15 protein-coding genes are annotated in these 16,141 nt (G+C 61.7%); 5 read left to right on the top strand and 10 right to left on the bottom strand.

Features of this window, described 5'->3' with window-relative positions; all coding sequences use genetic code 11:
* The first annotated feature begins 48 nt into the window (after positions 1-48).
* A complete protein-coding gene (locus ABIB48_RS17720; protein ID WP_354213787.1) occupies positions 49-1,260 on the top strand; it encodes an FAD-dependent oxidoreductase in 1,212 nt (403 codons plus the stop codon).
* A 60-nt stretch (positions 1,261-1,320) separates the two neighbouring features.
* Here ABIB48_RS17720 and ABIB48_RS17715 read toward each other — a convergent pair whose 3' ends face one another.
* From ABIB48_RS17715 to ABIB48_RS17700, 4 genes are read right to left on the bottom strand one after another with little or no spacing between them, the layout of a single operon-like run.
* Positions 1,321-3,348: a DUF5107 domain-containing protein gene (locus ABIB48_RS17715; protein ID WP_354213786.1), complete on the bottom strand. Its 2,028-nt coding sequence runs from the start codon at positions 3,346-3,348 to the stop codon at positions 1,321-1,323.
* A gap of 43 nt (positions 3,349-3,391) precedes the next feature.
* Complete coding sequence (locus tag ABIB48_RS17710; protein ID WP_110104783.1) at positions 3,392-3,925, bottom strand: hypothetical protein; 534 nt, start codon at positions 3,923-3,925, stop codon at positions 3,392-3,394.
* On the bottom strand, positions 3,918-4,811 hold the full coding sequence (locus ABIB48_RS17705) for a TIGR01777 family oxidoreductase (RefSeq protein ID WP_110104784.1): 894 nt from the start codon (positions 4,809-4,811) through the stop codon (positions 3,918-3,920). The genes ABIB48_RS17710 and ABIB48_RS17705 overlap by 8 nt, the downstream gene beginning before the upstream one ends.
* A complete protein-coding gene (locus ABIB48_RS17700) occupies positions 4,808-5,473 on the bottom strand; it encodes a TetR/AcrR family transcriptional regulator (RefSeq protein WP_245932021.1) in 666 nt (221 codons plus the stop codon). Before ABIB48_RS17700 ends, ABIB48_RS17705 begins: the two co-directional genes overlap by 4 nt.
* 566 nt (positions 5,474-6,039) lie before the next feature.
* Between ABIB48_RS17700 and ABIB48_RS17695 the strand changes: the two genes are divergently transcribed.
* The gene (locus tag ABIB48_RS17695; RefSeq protein ID WP_110104785.1) at positions 6,040-6,654 is read left to right on the top strand and encodes an RraA family protein; all 615 of its coding nucleotides are present in this window, start codon (positions 6,040-6,042) and stop codon (positions 6,652-6,654) included.
* Positions 6,655-6,762: 108 nt separating this feature from the next.
* Here the strand turns inward: ABIB48_RS17695 and ABIB48_RS17690 are convergent, their stop codons facing one another.
* Positions 6,763-6,969, bottom strand: coding sequence for a hypothetical protein (locus ABIB48_RS17690; RefSeq protein ID WP_146212979.1), 207 nt, complete (start codon positions 6,967-6,969; stop codon positions 6,763-6,765).
* 300 nt (positions 6,970-7,269) lie between these two features.
* On the opposite strand from ABIB48_RS17690, the gene ABIB48_RS17685 reads away from it, so the two are divergent.
* From ABIB48_RS17685 to ABIB48_RS17675, 3 genes are all read left to right on the top strand, one after another.
* A complete protein-coding gene (locus ABIB48_RS17685) occupies positions 7,270-7,842 on the top strand; it encodes an RNA polymerase sigma factor (RefSeq protein ID WP_354213785.1) in 573 nt (190 codons plus the stop codon).
* A 10-nt stretch (positions 7,843-7,852) separates the two neighbouring features.
* Positions 7,853-8,371 carry a hypothetical protein gene (locus tag ABIB48_RS17680; protein ID WP_354213784.1) on the top strand — a complete coding sequence of 173 codons (519 nt, stop codon included), beginning with the start codon at positions 7,853-7,855 and terminating at the stop codon, positions 8,369-8,371.
* Between the two features lie 101 nt (positions 8,372-8,472).
* Positions 8,473-8,841 carry a hypothetical protein gene (locus ABIB48_RS17675; RefSeq protein WP_354213783.1) on the top strand — a complete coding sequence of 123 codons (369 nt, stop codon included), beginning with the start codon at positions 8,473-8,475 and terminating at the stop codon, positions 8,839-8,841.
* Here the strand turns inward: ABIB48_RS17675 and ABIB48_RS17670 are convergent.
* The 5 genes from ABIB48_RS17670 to ABIB48_RS17650 all read right to left on the bottom strand — a co-directional run bounded on the left by ABIB48_RS17670 (position 8,838) and on the right by ABIB48_RS17650 (position 16,031).
* Positions 8,838-9,179, bottom strand: a complete 342-nt coding sequence (locus ABIB48_RS17670) for a hypothetical protein (protein WP_354213782.1) — start codon at positions 9,177-9,179, stop codon at positions 8,838-8,840. The genes ABIB48_RS17675 and ABIB48_RS17670 overlap by 4 nt on opposite strands.
* Before the next feature lie 39 nt (positions 9,180-9,218).
* The gene (locus tag ABIB48_RS17665; protein WP_315914290.1) at positions 9,219-9,854 is read right to left on the bottom strand and encodes a CG0192-related protein; all 636 of its coding nucleotides are present in this window, start codon (positions 9,852-9,854) and stop codon (positions 9,219-9,221) included.
* A gap of 66 nt (positions 9,855-9,920) precedes the next feature.
* On the bottom strand, positions 9,921-12,812 hold the full coding sequence (locus tag ABIB48_RS17660) for an ATP-binding protein (protein WP_315914291.1): 2,892 nt from the start codon (positions 12,810-12,812) through the stop codon (positions 9,921-9,923).
* Positions 12,813-12,902: 90 nt separating this feature from the next.
* Positions 12,903-14,744, bottom strand: a complete 1,842-nt coding sequence (locus ABIB48_RS17655; RefSeq protein ID WP_110104793.1) for an HSP90 family protein — start codon at positions 14,742-14,744, stop codon at positions 12,903-12,905.
* A 93-nt stretch (positions 14,745-14,837) separates the two neighbouring features.
* On the bottom strand, positions 14,838-16,031 hold the full coding sequence (locus ABIB48_RS17650) for an ROK family transcriptional regulator (RefSeq protein ID WP_354213781.1): 1,194 nt from the start codon (positions 16,029-16,031) through the stop codon (positions 14,838-14,840).
* Positions 16,032-16,141 lie beyond the last annotated feature (110 nt).

Raw genomic sequence — 16,141 nt, 5'->3', positions numbered from 1 at the left:
TCGAGCGCATCGGGGTCCCGGGAATCGGGGCCTTCAGAAAGGTGCATCGTGGTTGAAAATCAGCGGAAAACAACGTGCTGCATAGCCGGTGGCGGCCCCGCGGGCATAATGCTGGGCCTTCTGCTGGCGCGTTCCGGAGTAGACGTCACGGTACTGGAAAAGCACACAGATTTTTTCCGTGACTTCCGCGGCGACACCATCCACCCCTCCACCTTGGACCTAATAGACCAGTTGGGTTTGCGGGAAAAGTTTTTGCAGATCCCTCAGCACAGCATCACCACCCTGGATGTGGTGTTAGGCAACACCCGCCTGACGCCCGTCAATTTTGGCTTGTTGCGCGGACCTAACAAGCGCATTGCCCTCATGCCCCAGTGGGATTTTTTGACCTTGCTAGCGGAAGAGGCCAAGTCGCTGCCGAACTTTCATCTGCTCATGGGCACCACGGCAGAAGCCGTGACGCGTTCCGGAACCACGGTGACCGGTGTTCAGGCCACAGGACCAGAGGGCCCACTCCACATCACAGCCGCCTTGAGCGTAGCCGCCGATGGGCGCGATTCAACACTTCGAAAATCCGCCGGTCTGCACCCCATTGCGCGCGGCGTGCCAATAGGTGTGCTCTGGTTCCGGCTTCCCACTCCCACGTCCGCACCACCTGACACTCTCGGCTACCTGCGCAACAGCACCATGATCATCACCATCCCGCGCACCGACTACTACCAAATGGGCATACTGATTCCCAAAGGTGGTTTCGCCGCCATCAAGGCAGAGGGACTTGCCGCGTTCAGGGCGCGGATTGGCGCCAATGCCCCCTTCTTACAACCGGTAGTGGAGTCTGTCCAGAGCTGGGAGCACGTGAAACTGCTCTCCATCCAGCTCGATCGGCTCCCCCAATGGTCCCAGACTGGCCTGCTCTGCATTGGCGATGCCGCCCATGCCATGAGCCCAGTGTTCGGGGTTGGCGTAAACTATGCGGTTCAGGATGCCGTAGCCGCTGCCCGCCTCCTAGCTCCACCTTTGCTTGGAGGCCAAAGTACGACGCCGTCCTGCCGCCTTCTCCAGCGCCGTCGCCAATGGCCCGTGCGCCTCATGCAACCACTCCAGCAGAGCGTCCACACTTTCTTATCCTCAGGTAACTTGGCAGCGCTGGACACCATGGAGCCTTGGCGGGCGCGAGCGATAACGCTGGGCTCAAAACTCATCCGCCCGGTGGCCGCCCGCGTGGTGGGCAGAGGGTTCCTGCCCGAGTCCCTGAATAAATAGACTCCCACCGAGCGTTGCGCAAAACCCACCCGAATCCAACCGAGCGTCCAGGCCGGTGGGTTAGTGCATGTTGAACTGGTATGCCTCCGGCACGTCCTGGCCGGGGCAGACTTGGCGCCACAGATCGGTGAGCGAGTTGACCCCTTCACGCAGGTCCACCACCTCGACCCCTGCCACAAGAATCGCAGCAGCTGGCTCAATTTCGCCAAGGTCCGCATGCGCTTTGGCTTGCAGGAACTTGATCCTGCCAACCTCGGCCAACTGCGCTGGCGCTTTGCCCAGTAGCTCCAGAGACAGGGCCGGCTGCCCATTATTTTGGGCGAGCGTCATGGCCTCGATCAGCAGTTCCCGGCCCTCCGGTGCCAGAGCACAGGCTGTAGCAAGTTCGGCTAACCCGCCGGCAACATCCCCAGCCACCAACAGGGCCAGGCCCAGTCCACGATGGGCCAAGGCCCGGCTCGAACCGCCCAAGGCGGCACCTGCCACAAACGTTGCCTCTAACGCCTGCCGATACAAGGACGCCACAACCGCCAAGTCCCCGGCCGAGTCCGACGCCCGCGCGTGCACCATCACTGCACGGTGGAACGCGCCCTCGGCGCTCGTGTTCCGCCCTGCGCTCAGCAAGTCTTCCCAGTCCAGGCCGCGCACAAAGGAATGCGCGCCGCCGAACGGCTGGCTCGGAACCTGCCCCGCGGTGGACTCGAAGGGCTTTTCAACAACGCCTTCATTGGCATTGAGTAAATCAAGCCACGGCGCTTGCTCGTTGGTCAGGGTCTCAACCCCAAACGGGGTGCCAGTCTCATCAAGCCAGTCAGTCTGTGAATGTTCGCGGCGCACTCGCTCCAAGGCACCCCAGCCATTGCCAGCCACCAGCATTTCGGTAGGTGGCAGATCAGCCCAGCGTCCGGCGTCGGACAGGGCAGTGGCAATGGCCTCTTCAGAAACCAGGGCCTCCACGCGCTCTGCACCATGAGCCACGGCACCATCCCACTCCCCGGCTGCCAGCGCCGGGTCAAGGGAGGCGTTGCCATACGCCTCAACCCACTGCCAGCTGGCGCCGCCAGGCATCGGCACGTGCTCAAACTGTGTCTGGGCCAGGCCCGCCTGCATCTCGGCATAGTGCCGCGGCGTCCCGGAATCGGTGGGCGTGAGCCAATCCTGCCAGCGGTGCCCGCCCACGCTTTCACCCCAAACAAAAAGTTTGCGCCCTCGCAGCTGCGCCGAGGACACCAGCGCTAGCCCGTCACCGTCGGCATCCGTGGCAACCTCCCAGCGCCGTTCCTGCGGGGCAATGTCGAAGAAGAAGTCCACAGCCTGAGGATTCCGCACGGGCCAGGTGGCATCGGCGCCGCGGAAGTTGGTGGTGTCCACGCGCATCATGGAACCGTCATAATCTGTGGCGTACGATTCCCGCGCCGGGGCAATCACGCGTGTGTCCGGCGTCTGTGGAATAGCGGCGTTGGTCCACCAATACATGGGCACGGTGCGCTCGTTGGGGTTGCGGATGCGCACAGCCACCAGCACCACGCGGGAGTCCTCCGGCAGCCACGCATCGATCTGGAAAACCACCTCGCGCAGGCGGTCAAACTCCCACATACGCAGAATTTCCTGCCCCTCCGGCGTGCGCACCATGGCAGTATGCAGGGGCACGCTGGAGGTGGGCGAGTGCCCGCGCGTGCCAATGTTGTACTCAATCCCGCCGGCGAACCAGGCATTGCGCAGCGCCAGGTTCGCGAACTGGATCTTCTCATTCGTGTGCAGCAATTCCTTGCCGGTGGCCTTGTCTTCCAGCGACCACAGCCGCCCGCCCAGCTGCGGCAGGAACGTCGCCTTCACGTGCGCATTTTCAAGTACGACGGCGGTCAGGGCCGTTGCGCTTGTCTCTCGCGTGTAGCTCTCCTGCATGGAGTAGGGGAAAATGTTTGCAACTTTGCCCCAGCGCACACCGGCTGAAATTTCTTCCGGGATACCCTCCCCCACCGTGTAGGGAGGTTCCAGCAAAGACTGCACCGAGGGAAGGGGCGAATCCTTACCCAGTTCTGCCAGTTCAATGGTCCGGGTGGTGATTCTCAGGGTGGAGGCAGACACGTCGCGGTCATCCATTCTCGGCAAGTAGCGGGGGCAGGCAGTGTTATGGCGAGCCTACCGGATCGGTGCGGCTCAGCCCGTCTTCAAGGCCTCCAGGAACAAGCGGGTTACGGCGCGTCACAAGCTTGATGACGGACGCCCGGCCTATAGCACCGCACGCTGCGGTCCATAGGATCAAAGCGACCATGAGCCCACCCATTTCCGCAGAGTCCGGTGCATAGAAAAACAGAACAGCACCTGTTGCAACCACCCCCATAGCTAGGGCGAAGGCCACAACATGAAGGCGCTGGTCCCGGACCCTCCGCAATGGCCAGGCGAGCAGAACAGCCAGTGGCAGGCCAGCCAAGAGGGCAACTGGAAAACCAAACATCACCGCTAGGAAGAAGAAGCCCGCTCCCAACCCGTGTGGGCCCTCGGCGATCAAATTTGCAACAGTCAGCCCTAGGCAAAAGAGGAGGAAAGTGCCCAACCAACCGATGATCAGGGCGCTTGCACCGTAGCGCATCCTGAAACGATCCTTCTTGGCCCACTGGGCGCTCTGCGCCTGTCTGGGCGGGTACTGCCCTTCCTCAGCCACGGGAGCCGCCTGCGATGTCGGCAAGTGCACCAGCCAGTTCCGGGTGTTTCCACTCGAACCCGGCGTCCTGCAGTTTGCTCGCCGAGACCCAGCGGCTCTTGAGCACGAGCTCGGTTTCCGTGCAAATCAGCACGGCTCCTATCCGCAGCAGCCAGGCAGGGGCAGGCAGTCCGAAAGGCACATGGTTAGCCCGGCGCACGGCTGCCATGAGGGTGGCATTTTTCACGACCCCGGGCGCGGCAATGTTGACCGGTCCGGTAATCTCCGGGTGGGAATGCAGGAAGATCACGGCACGGAACAGATCCTCGATGTGGACCCAACTGTATTTCTGTTCGCCGCCGCCCATGCGCCCGCCAAGCCCCAGCCGGACCAGGGTGTTGAAGGGGCGCATGGCACCGCCGCCGGGCCCCATCGCGATCGTGATGCGCAGCGGGATCCGCCGCGTGCCAGGGGTATTTGCGGCAGCCAGCGTTTCTTCCCAGCCCCGCGCCACCTCGACGGAGAAGCCGGAGCCAAGTTCGCCGTCGCACTCGTCTTGCGGCCGGTCCCGCGCGTCACGGTAGATGGTCCCGGTGCTGGCATTGAACCAGTCCCCGGGTGGGCGGGTGCAGCCGGCAACGGCGCGGCCCAGCTCGGCGGTGGTCTCGCGGCGGGAGCGGATGATCTCGGCCTTGTTCGCTGGCGTGTAACGGCAGGAGACAGACTTCCCGGCCAGGTTCACCAGCAAGTCCGCACCCTCGAGGAGTTCTGTGATGGCCGCGGTATCGCCCCACACGGCGTCGCCCGTTCGCCCCACGGTGCGTACCTGCCACCCACCGGCGGCAAACTCACGGCGGAAATACGTTCCGATGAAACCGGAGGCACCCGCAATCACCACACTTTTCATCCTTGCACCCGGGCCTTCAGCGCGAGCGCTTCCTCAATGAGCGGCTTCACCACGGGCAGCCTCGAAAGTCCCACCAGTTTGGCAATCAGAGGGGCGGCGCCGTCGATCAGGGCGCGGGTGCGGCGTTGGTCTTCGGAATGGTCGTACACCCAGAACAGGACTACACCCATGTAGCCGAGCCACAGCAGTTCCGGCAGCTGGGCACGCAGGAACGCTGGCACCTTGGTTCCCTCAACAACGTTGCGAAAAATTCCGATAGCGTCTTCGCGGACCCCAGCGGAAGCCGGACCAAAGGGGTTGACCGCAGATTGCGGGGGCAGTGCGCTACCAACGAAGGCACCGCCAAACGCGTGATAGGGGGTCATTGCATCAACACCGGCATGAAGTGCCGCCTTCAGCCGCTCACCCAGGCCTGACTTGTCCTGCAAGGCTGCGCTGGCAGCAGCCCGCTGCTCCGTCACGGACTCGCGGTACAGCTCCAGGACCAGTTCATCCTTGGATGCAAAGTAGTAATAGGTGCTCCCCAGTGAAACACCCGCCTCCTCCGCGATAGCGCGCATGGTGGTTTTGGCATAGCCCTGGCTCCGAAACAAGCCAAGGGCACTCTGGCGCACCAGAGCCTTCGTTTGATCGCTCTTGCGCTCCAACCGGTTGTCATTCATGCCGAGTCCCATCTTTTGAACGTGTTCAGTTCAAAGTAAAGCACTCTTTTTGAACACGTTCAAATATTACTAGTGAGCCTATGTATGTCGTTTCCAGTACTCGTCTGCACAAATTTCAAGACTCGCCTGCACGGCCGTTCATCGGGGAGAAACGTACAGCGCGGCTGTCGGAGGAAGTCGGAGACCTGACCCGCGAGATGGTTCGGCAAGCAGTTCTTGACTCGGCAGGAACACTCGCTGAAGGCGGTTAAACGTGATATCACTGCTTCATGACGGGCTCACCAACTGCCTGTCCCCGCTCGGAACACAGTAGAGCAGCTGACCCGCGCATTGAGCCCGGTGGAGGTGTGCTGGCGCAGGAGAGGTCCTGCTCCGGTGAGGCCATTACAGTCTGCAGGAGACGAGGTTCTGGTGATCGATCTGATCGTCGTCGAGGCACATCGACAGCTAGCCTTCCGGATCCTCGTTCGGCACCAGCTGTACCCGCCCAAGCAACACTCACCAGACACGTCCACGACCATTGGCCAGTAGGCTCAAAGTGCATCCGATCACTTTAGGGAGTCCTCATGTCAGCCTTGCCGCAGTTTGTCTCGCCCACAGCAGTCGCCGATCAGGTTAACCGGTCGCAAATCCTTAGTTCTGAAATTCGGCCGTTGTGGGACGGTGCGCAACTAAACGGACCGGCCTATACAGTGCGCTGCGCCCCTGGAGATAATTTGATGCTCCACGCAGCGATTCACCGTGCCCCCGTTGGGTCTGTACTGGTAGTTGACGGCGGTGATGCTTCCCATGCAATCGCAGGCGGAAACGTTTGTGCTGTCGCACTCCGGCGCGGGATTGCCGGTTTGATAGTCGACGGCGCGATCCGTGATGTCAAAGAAATCCGTGAACTCGGGTTTCCCGTATTTGCGCGTGCCGTAGTGCCTAAGCCAGGGCTGAAAGCTGTGGTACTTCCGCTGCAACAACCCGTGAACTGCGGTGGCGTACTCATTCACCCAGGTGATTTCATCGTTGCGGATGAGGAAGGGATCGTCGCTGTGCCAGCTGACCGCCTGGAAACGGTATTGAAAGCGGTCTCGGCGAAAGCCCAGCAAGAGGATGCCCAGACACTTGATGCTTGGAACACCGAACATGATGAAAAGATCAACTCGATTTTGCGCGCAGCAGGCGTCGATTGGTAAAAGGTGCGCCAAGATACAGGGCCCGCAGCACCTAACAGTCAGAGACTGTAATCTGGTGGCTCCCGCAAGAGCTTGCCGTTATGGAATTCTGATGCTCTAAAAGGAAGCTCAGTTTTGATTCTGTGCAGTGCCAGCTTTCTCGCTCAGACGCTCCGGCTTTGACGTGGTGACGGCGACGATTGCAGCCACGATGCCTACTACAAGCAGGGCCCACCCTAATATGCCCAGAGCCGTGAAGGTGACGACGAGCGCCCCGCCAACGAGCAACCCAATGGACAGAATCAAGGTCAACAGTGCGGTTCGGCTTAGTAACATGCCTCCCACTGTACAAATCATTCGGATTTATGCCGAAGTATGTGCCCCCGCATCCCACTGCATGAACGTGAAGCGGGTTTTTGCCAACCCCTGCCCAGTGGTTCTCTCTCAGTAGTCCTCTCATCGGGCGGCAGGGTTCGTTTCGTTGCTCTGAAACGAGCCATGCAGTCGAGTACTGACAACGGCGCTGCTGCATCCGCCGGCGAAAAAATACTACGCCGCAGTGATGAGACGATTACTCGGCTACGGACATAGACAGGTGTAAGCGTCAACAAATCCAATGAAAGCGAGTGTGCAGCAATGAAGCCCAAAGCTGCCCAAGCTGCCCGCCAGGTCTCGGAACATGAGCTACTCAGACGCCTCCAAACAGGGGACCACGGAGCTTTTCGGGAGATCTACGAACGTCATTTCAAGGCGACCGCCACCGTTGCCCATCGCTTTCTCGGGTCTAGGAACTCTGCTGAGGACGCAGTCCAAGCCACGTTCATAGTGCTGTGGGAAAAATCCAACGACATTGACTTGCCCGGCGGCTCGCTGATGCCTTGGCTGGCCACGGTGTGCCGCCTGCAGTGCCGGAACATCCGTAGGAAGGAATGGCGAAACGACCACGCGGATCTGGCAGATCACCCCACCTCCACCAGCCGGGGCACAACATCGAAAGCCACGCCATGGATGCCGCGCTGCTGCGAAGCGTGCAACCCGAGCTCGCGGCACTCTCGGCCACGGACCGAGAGATTTTTCGGCTCTGCCTTGTCAACGCTTTTCAGCTACGAAGCCGCTGCGCAGTCATTGGGAATCACCCATTCAGCAGTCCGCAACCGGCTCTCCCGCCTGAGATCACGGCTGCGTAAACTACTACCCGCCAGCGAATAAAGGATGCATCATGAACAATGAACAACACGATCACTGGCCCACTGACGCTGACATGGACCGGGTTTGGTCTAGCACCCAAAATGAAATCGCACGGAAACAGCACACGGCCAAGATGCGTAAGGTGACTCTCCTGGCCGGCACGGGAACACTGGTGCTCGGTATTAGCGCAGCAGCAATTGTTATTCCCGCAACCCAGTTCCAGATCGACAACACGACCCGTTGTTACAGCGCGCAATCCACCACTTCTGAATATACGGATGCCGCACAGGCTGATGGCATGGACCCCCTTGGAGTTGCCGGTGCCATCAGTTCCTGCGAAGCCACCTGGGCCTACGGATTCATGGTTCCCGGAAAATTCGTTGGCCCCGAGAACACGAATCATGGCCCCGTCACCACATCCCCCGCTTTAGGTGCCTGCCTGAATCCCAACAACACCGTGGTTGTGTCCCCGCTTAAGGACGAGCGTGGGACCGTTCTGACTGAGGAACAGCTCTGCCAGAAGGTCAATCTACGCCTGGCAGCCAGATAGCCTGGCCCGCGCTCCCAGTCCCTGGCCTTTTAGTCAGGGGCCCCTTCGGTACGGTGAATGGATGCCGGATGACACCGGGGCAGAGCTAAAAGGGGATAAGTTTGTCTGTGAATTCCAAGCAGCCGAGTACATCAAGAACAGCGACGCGAGCCTTGCCTTTGCTGGTTGTCATACCGGCTTGCGCCCTGATCGCGGGTATTGTGCTGTGGCTAATTCTCAACCCACTGCTGCCCAGGCACCTTGCCAGACATGTGGGCCCCGACGGCGTTGGGTACAGCCCCACAATCCTTGTGCTGGCCGTCCTGTTTGGTGCGGCAGCTGTGCCGTTCCTGATCGGCGTCGCCCAAGAGCAGGCCTCCAGCAACTCGGTGGCCATGGGTCTACTGGGCTTTCTGCTCCTGTTCATTGCGGCAGCAATTGCTCACGCCGCGCTGCTCCCACGGGCAGAACCGGAACCTGTGCCTTACTAAAAACCGGGAATCAGCCACACGGCAAATCCCATGACCACGGCGCCGCTTGCAATGGCAACGCTCCGCCACGGACGCATGCCGAAACGCCGGGCCAGCGGCCACGCTCCGAGCGCTGCTCCGGTGAGCACTACTGCGAAGGCAACAAGGCCGGCAATGGTCGCCCAGGACTCTTCGCCGTCGTTGGTAGTGGGCTCCCCCGCCCAGAGACCCATGGTGCTGCCGAGCGCTTGAAGGCCAATGAACAAGAAGACGGCAGGGATGATCAATAGGATAAACGCCGCGGCGTAAATCAGCACCAGAAAGCAGAATCCCAGGACTTTCTTCCGGGGCTTGGGCACGGTCAAGCCACTCTCGGGTATCGTTTCCCCGCTCTGAGCTCAGGCAGCGATAGCAGCGGCAAGCAAAACCGGTACTTCCTGCCCGTCCCAGCGCGCGCTCAATGAGTGCTCATGCTGCACCGTCCCGGTGGTGTCCAATTCTCGCAAAATGGCAAAGTTCACTGCTCCGCAGGGAACGTTCGTGATTACCCCGGTGGTCGCCGGGAACCCGCAGCGCAAGTCCGGCAGCCCGGCGTCGGACGTGGCGGGTGTTCCCGTACTGGCCAGCTGGACCGTGGCCGGAAGGACTCCCCCACCAGCGGCGGCAAGGGTTTCCACGGCCTGCGGTTTGTCAGTCAGGATCGCAGCAGCGAGTTCGCCGAGGTAGACGGGATCGGCTGTAGCATCGTAGACCCAGCGCCGGCCCAGGACTGAATGCTCCATGGTGGCGATGAGGAAATCCTGCGCCCCGGCCAGCGGCGCGCCCCGGTACGTCAGCGGCACCTGATAGGTGCGGCCGTCTACCGCCACCAGGTGGGTTTCAATCCCCACTTCACCCGCAGGGTCATCGAAACGGTAGGCGCCAACCCTCACGAGAGTGGCGGCGTCGCCCTGAAACCACGGCTGCGACGGCAACCACTCAATGAGGAGCTCAGACTTGGACGGGTGCAGCTGCGCGTCATGAATAATAGCCATGCGGCCCAGTCTAGGTGGCCCAGTACTAAGTGGCACCCTATTAAGTTGCCCAGCGCGCAGAGGTAGCTAGCCGCGCTGCTGGCCTTCTTCCGCCTCTGCGCGCACAGCTGCGGCTTCGGCATTTCTGCCACCGGCTTCAAGACAGTCGGCCAATTGGTGGCGGACAATTTCCTGCCCCTGAGGATCCCCCTGCAGCTCTTCCAATACGCTGTGGTAAATAGCCACGGCGTCGTCATGGCGTTTGGCATTGTCCAGCATGTGCGCAGCCTGCAAAAGCGCCAAGACGGACTGCTGTTGCCCATCATCAAGAGTTTCCAAGGCACTGGCGGCTTGCAGTGCCTGCGCCACCGCCGCATCCACCTCTTCTGCCCGGAACAGGTGGCGGGCACGGATCAGCTGGATCTGCGCCGCCTGCACGCCCGAATCGGCCTGTACGGCAAGCGTGCTGGCGGTCTCAATCGTGGCGGCGGCGGTATCGTCGTCGTCCAGGCTGAGCACTTCCGCTAGCTGCATGTGGGCGGCGATCAGGGCCTGCGGCTCTATCCCAACAGCCCCTGATTCAAGAGCACTCGCCAACGTGTCAACGGCTTGCCGCGCGCTTTGGGCAGCCAGCTCAAGATAGCCCGCTTCCTGATAAGTGGAACTGAGCGCCAGGTGCAGCTGTGCCACCCGGTCAGCTTCCCCGTTGGCCGCAAAGGCCGTAATTCCCACAGCCCAGGCGTTCACCGCACCGCCGAGTTCACCGGCGCCGCGCAGGGCCATACCCAGAAGTTCGTACAGTTCCCCGCGGTCATGGTCCCCTATGTCCAGCCCGGAATTATTCAGGGTCTCATCTATGATCTCAATGGCTTCCTCGTTGGAGCCGTGTTCCACCAGATCCCTGGACAGTGTGTAGGCCAGGCCCAGCACTTGCGGGGACTCGGCCAACCGGGCCTGCGCGATGCCAAAGCGCAGGCGCGAACGGAATTCCTCGGTACGGCCCATATCGGCCAAAATGGCCGCCGTAAGGGCACTGGACTGCGCCGCAGTCTCACGCGCTCCCACACTCAACAGCAAATCCGTGGACTCTTCGGCATCGGCCAAGGCGCTGACGAGCTCACCTCGCTGTGCCGCCAGCCGCGCCCGCATCCCCAAGCTGGTGGCCCTGCGGACCACGTACGTCTCCAACTCCAGATTCCGTTGCACCCAACGGCTCATCTCCTCGAGGTCATCAGATTCAACGGCAAGGCGCAGCATGAGCGAGGAGTGATAAGCCCTGGCCCGGCGCAGCACTTGCTCCGATGGTGCCAGGAAAGAAACGGCCCATTCGTTGATGGCCGCCTCCGTCTCCGTCAGGGCTACCCGGGCTTGTTCTAGGTGACCGCCGGCGATCAAGAGATAGGCACGGTCGGCATAAAGGTCATAGCAAGCTTCGGGGTGGTCTGTGAGGGACGCCAGTTCCTTGGTGATGAGGGCCAGTTTCGCCTCAGTACCTTCCGCATTGTCCGCATTGCCTGGCCCGTCCAGCAGCTCGGTGGTCCGCTCCGCCAAAGCCGCCATGGTCTCATCCCCGGCAGCACGCAGCGCAGCAGCACGCAACGAAACGGATTCCCGCAGCAACTCCGTATTCTTCTCCCCCGGTAAGCTGGCGTAAATTCCGCCAGCAACCCGGTGCAGGGAGGCCAGCTCCCGGGGGTCTTCGGTGCCGCGCACACCGCTGGCATAGGCCGCCAGCGCTGCGTCATACTGGCCGGTAGCTGCTAAATCTATAGCCCGAATACGCCACTCTTCAGTGCCCTGAGGTTCGACGGCGGCCGGCTGGGCCAAGGTAGTGAGCGCCTCGTCCCCGAGCGGCAACGGGTGGGTTTCGGCCACCAGCTCCCGGCGTGCTCGCACCTGCTGGGCGTGCCAGCTGTTGCCATTGCGATCATCGAAATCTGCAGCCAGGGCCTCCGCCGCAGCCCAGCACAAGGGCGCCAGTTCCTGGGCGGAAAGAACACCCTGACGCTCCCCCAAGAAGGGATTCAGAAGTGCGCTGTCCGAGCCCCGGATAGGGATCTCGCCGTTGCCGCCTGCAACCACTTTCTCCATCAGCAAGCCCAGCGCGGTGAGGAAGTTCAGGTGTTTCCGGTGGGACAAGGGATCGTGGGCCAGCCAGGCCAAATGCCGTTCGGCCAGTGCCACGCCACGGGCCTCATTGCCTGTTACGGCACAGAACACCACATGGTTGGCGATGATCCCCAAGTTATCGGCGTTGTTCCGGGCTGCGCGCAGACTGCGCCGGTGCAAGGAATCCAGGCCATCTACGTCACCGGCGCGCAGTAAGGGAAGTAGCACCATGGAAATTGCGTTCTCCGGCTCTTCACCGCAACTGAAGCCGCCGTCCATGATTTCCGCAAAGGCGCCAATACCCTGTTCCACATCCCCAATGCTCAGGTAGTAGTCCATGGCAACCGAGCGGACACAAGCCTCACAGTGGGAGTAGTCATCACGCTCCGTGGCATTCAGGGTGGCGAACGCTTCCCGGGCGTCCTCGAGATGGCCATCATAGAAGGCCAATTCGAAGCGTGCCATGGCCACCCCGGACATCCCCAGGTTGGCCCTGCGGTAATGCTGGTCCATGTCCTCCATGACGGCCGCTATTTGTTCTCTGGAAAATCGGGGGTCGGCGCCCAGCACGCCCGCCATCCATTTGAACTGCCACATGAGGTCGCTGCCCTCATCAGGCTCTGCCGGGAACCGCAGCGGGTCTTGGTCATGCTTAGCCAGGCACCAGGCAAAATTGGTCAGGAGCATGTCCGTGTCTCCTGACATTTGGGCATTGTTGCCCATGATCAAGCGCACCCGGTATTCACCGGACTCATCGCCTTGCTCCACTGCGAGCGCCAACGCCTTTTCCACAATGGCAGCAAGTTCGGGCCCCCAAGAGGAGGTTGCCGCCTCGTGGATGAGGCCTTCAAGTCCTTCGCTCGTGTTCATTTCAAGTTCCCTCACGGTGGCAGGTTGTTGGCGCCCGGGCTACGGGCGGTGCCGGCAATGGATCAACCAGCGATTAAAATTCGGGCGGCGCTAATGTTCCAGGCTCAACTGCACCAGGTCACTGAGCGATTCGGTGAGCAGGCTGCGCTGGGCGGCTCCCAACGGCAGATGAGCTGCGAGCATGGCCTGCACATACAGCAGCTTCATGGTCCGGTTAAACACTGCCTCGTCGCTGCTGCGGGCCAATGTGCGGATCAGTGGGTTCTCCCAGTTGGCGCACAGTGTGGCTTGTGGCAGCCGGCGGTTGAGCTCCGTTGCAGCGTCTAGCGACTTTCCTGCCTGGTCCAGCACACCGTTCCATAACGAGTTGGACACCCTGCGGGCGGCGCTGCGCTGGAGTCCTCGCAGCACCGCATCATCTGCCAGATACAGTGCCGAAACGTTGGCCGGTGAAAAACTGCGCACACTGACTTGTACGTCAAAGGAGGCCAGTACGGCACTGGCGCGCTGTTCGAAGACCAGCACCGTGGCACGCTCGGCCAGGGCCGGGACGGCGAGAGTATCCAGCAGCGAGGCCAGGGCAACCTTCTCCACGGTGGCCCCGTCAAAGAGGAATGGCAGGCGGCGGATAATCTCCGCGTCATACACGTAGCCCCCATTGACCACGGGGTCCTCGGCAGGGACAATCGCGGCAATTTGGCGGAATTCTTCCAGCGACTCTGTGTAGCGGATGAGCTGCTTGCGGGACACCAGCTCCTCGATGCTCATCCGTCCGGCAGTGGTCTCCAGGCTCAGCCAACGCGTCAGGAATGAGGCAAGTTCGTCGTCGTAGGCCACCAGCGATTTCAAGCCCAAGTGGTGGATGGAGACAAACTCTGCCAGCTTGTTCGGGTTCCCGGTACCCATGCGGATGATCCAGGCGCGCAGGGCCGCACCCAGCTCAGCCCGGGTGATCTCCAGCGATTCATCGGCCACCAGCGATTCCCGGGACGCCGTGGGTTTCAGACCGGTGGAATCCACCACGGCGCGTGCAAAGAACGCCCACTCAGGCAGCAGGTCCTGACTGCGCTCCTCCACCAGCATGCCGCCGAGGTACACCGAATGCGCGGCACGGGCTGCCGGTGGCGGCGTGAACGGCAGGATGTAGGCGGTGCCGCGCGTGCCGGTGGCGGGGCTACTCAGCTCAATGGCGTCCAGCGGGCGGGTGCCCAGAAGTTCGGTGCCCAGTTCCATGATCTCGCCGCGCCGATCAAGACGCTCCTGACCGCCCAGCGCAAACACGGGTGACTGGTTGATGGTGTCGAATCCGCCGGTGCCGTCGGCAATCAAGATGGGCACGGGCAGGTAGCGCCCGTAGCGGCTGGCCAACTCGGTGACCTGTGCGCGGTGGCACAGTTCAGCATCGTCAGCGCGCGGGCGCAGCTTCACACTGGTCCCCACGGGAAGCTCGGCACCGCGCAGAACACTGACGCTGAAAGTCCCGGCCGCGGACCCTACCCAGCGCACGGCGCTCTCGCCGGCTTTGCGGGAGACAACCACAATTTCATCAGCCACCATGAAGCAGGAGAGCAGGCCGATCCCGAACTGCCCCAATAGATCCTGGCGGGGCATGTCAAAGAAGTCTCGTTTGGAGCTGCGGCCCACCGTGGCTAACAGTTGCGCCACTTCCTCCGCGTTCAAGCCGATCCCGTCATCATCAATGCGAAATTCGGGGTTGTCCGGGCTCGAGGGGAATATGCGGATCTCCCCGCGCCCTTCGCCGTCCCCGTAGCCGGATTCCGCACGCCTAGCGGAAATGGCGTCGCACCCATTTTGAATCAGCTCACGCAGATAGACCTGCGGGCCCGAATAAATGTGCCGACTTAGCAAATCAACAACGCCGTGCAGGTCAACTTGGAACGGACGGGCCTGGGACCCAACAGCAGAACTCATGCCCTCAATCCTATCGGCCACCACGCCCGGCGGGTGCCGGGCCCGGCGTTCAGACCGGTGTTCAGCCGCGGCGCTGCGGAACGATGGCGGTGTTCAGATCAGTTGCGGCAGTCCCGAGTGCAATGCGGCCCAGCCGATGGGGTCACTAAAGAGGATTTCCGCACCAAGCAACCCAACCCCCACGGTGGAGGCCTCATCACCGAGCGGGGACTTCACCATCAGCTGGGCAGCCTGAGGATGCAATTGCTCCAGTGCTGCCACAAAGGGCTGCCAGAACGCGTCACCCAAGGCCAGAGGGTAGCCGCCAACTGTCATGGCCTGCGCTGGACGGATGGTGATGACGGCCGCAACAACCCGGGCCAGCCACTGTGCCACCGATTCGATGAGCGTGCAGACCTGCTGATTTCCCTGGCCGGCCTCCTCCGACAACCTCCGGCTGAGATCGTTCATGCCGCCGGGGCCGGTGGTATGGGCTAGGCCGAGCCTGGCGGCACCGTCCACGAGGATTTGGAACCCCGCCACCGCATCAAGACAGCCAAAGCGTCCGCACAAGCACTGCGGCCCGCCGGCCAGCATGGGCATATGTCCGAATTCGCCCACCAGCCCTAGACTGCCCAACGAGCCGTCCCGGATATAGGACAGGCCGGCTCCATAACCAATTTGTAGGTGGGCCAGGTTAGGCAGGCCCATCCTGCTGTTCGCCAGGGCTGCTGCGCCGGAGACATCGGCCAGACGCACCTGGTACCTGTTCTCAATCAGGGATTCCAACTCATCACAAAATGGCACCTTTCCCCACCCCAGTGGCAGGGAAAACTTGACGGTGCGCAGCGAATCATCGAGCTCGGCGGGCAGGGCAACGCCTATGCCAATGATGGTGTATCTGGGCAGGAGGGCTGCGGTCAGAATCCGTTGCGCCAAAATGGCGAGCAGCGCGGGGGCAGTCACACCGGGTGGCAGATCAATGACCTGCTGAGAAACCACTGTTCCGTCCACATCCCTGACCACCTCGATGGCCCGGTCCACACGAATGTCGAACCCGATGGAAGCAAACTTACCCAGGGCCAGCTGCAGGCCGATGGGCCGGCGCCCCGGACCGGATTGCGGGGCCTGCCCTTCCACAAGGAGACCTGCAGCCACCAGTTCAGCCACGGGTCGTGACACGCCAACCTTGGTCAGGTTCAGGACCTCGGCAAGTTGGGCGCGGGAAATGCCGCTGGCGTCCCTGACCGCGCGCAGCACCCGGACCTGGTTGTGACGTTTAACGCCGCCCTGAGTCATGGAAATCATGTTCGCCCACCGTTCAACAGCTATCTGAGACCGCGTTCAAATTTTGAAAGTTACTCGGCCACCTTGACAGAGTGATACATAACACAGCACCCTTAGTAACATCATGTTAC

The sequence above is a fragment of the Arthrobacter sp. UYCu511 genome, from assembly GCF_040547105.1.
GTDB lineage: Bacteria > Actinomycetota > Actinomycetes > Actinomycetales > Micrococcaceae > Specibacter > Specibacter psychrochitiniphilus.
The sequence above is the reverse complement of the archived record's forward strand: the minus strand, read 5'-3'. Positions and strand labels throughout refer to the sequence as shown.

Excerpts from the sequence above, each read along its gene's own strand:
- ABIB48_RS17700 (WP_245932021.1), bottom strand. The coding sequence starts at position 5,473 with ATGAATGACAACCGGTTGGAGCGCAAGAGCGATCAAACGAAGGCTCTG.
- ABIB48_RS17695 (WP_110104785.1), top strand. The coding sequence starts at position 6,040 with ATGTCAGCCTTGCCGCAGTTTGTCTCGCCCACAGCAGTCGCCGATCAG.
- ABIB48_RS17685 (WP_354213785.1), top strand. The coding sequence starts at position 7,270 with ATGAAGCCCAAAGCTGCCCAAGCTGCCCGCCAGGTCTCGGAACATGAG.
- ABIB48_RS17680 (WP_354213784.1), top strand. The coding sequence starts at position 7,853 with ATGAACAATGAACAACACGATCACTGGCCCACTGACGCTGACATGGAC.
- ABIB48_RS17705 (WP_110104784.1), bottom strand. The coding sequence starts at position 4,811 with ATGAAAAGTGTGGTGATTGCGGGTGCCTCCGGTTTCATCGGAACGTAT.
- ABIB48_RS17665 (WP_315914290.1), bottom strand. The coding sequence starts at position 9,854 with ATGGCTATTATTCATGACGCGCAGCTGCACCCGTCCAAGTCTGAGCTC.
- ABIB48_RS17655 (WP_110104793.1), bottom strand. The coding sequence starts at position 14,744 with ATGAGTTCTGCTGTTGGGTCCCAGGCCCGTCCGTTCCAAGTTGACCTG.
- ABIB48_RS17660 (WP_315914291.1), bottom strand. The coding sequence starts at position 12,812 with ATGAACACGAGCGAAGGACTTGAAGGCCTCATCCACGAGGCGGCAACC.
- ABIB48_RS17690 (WP_146212979.1), bottom strand. The coding sequence starts at position 6,969 with ATGTTACTAAGCCGAACCGCACTGTTGACCTTGATTCTGTCCATTGGG.
- ABIB48_RS17650 (WP_354213781.1), bottom strand. The coding sequence starts at position 16,031 with ATGATTTCCATGACTCAGGGCGGCGTTAAACGTCACAACCAGGTCCGG.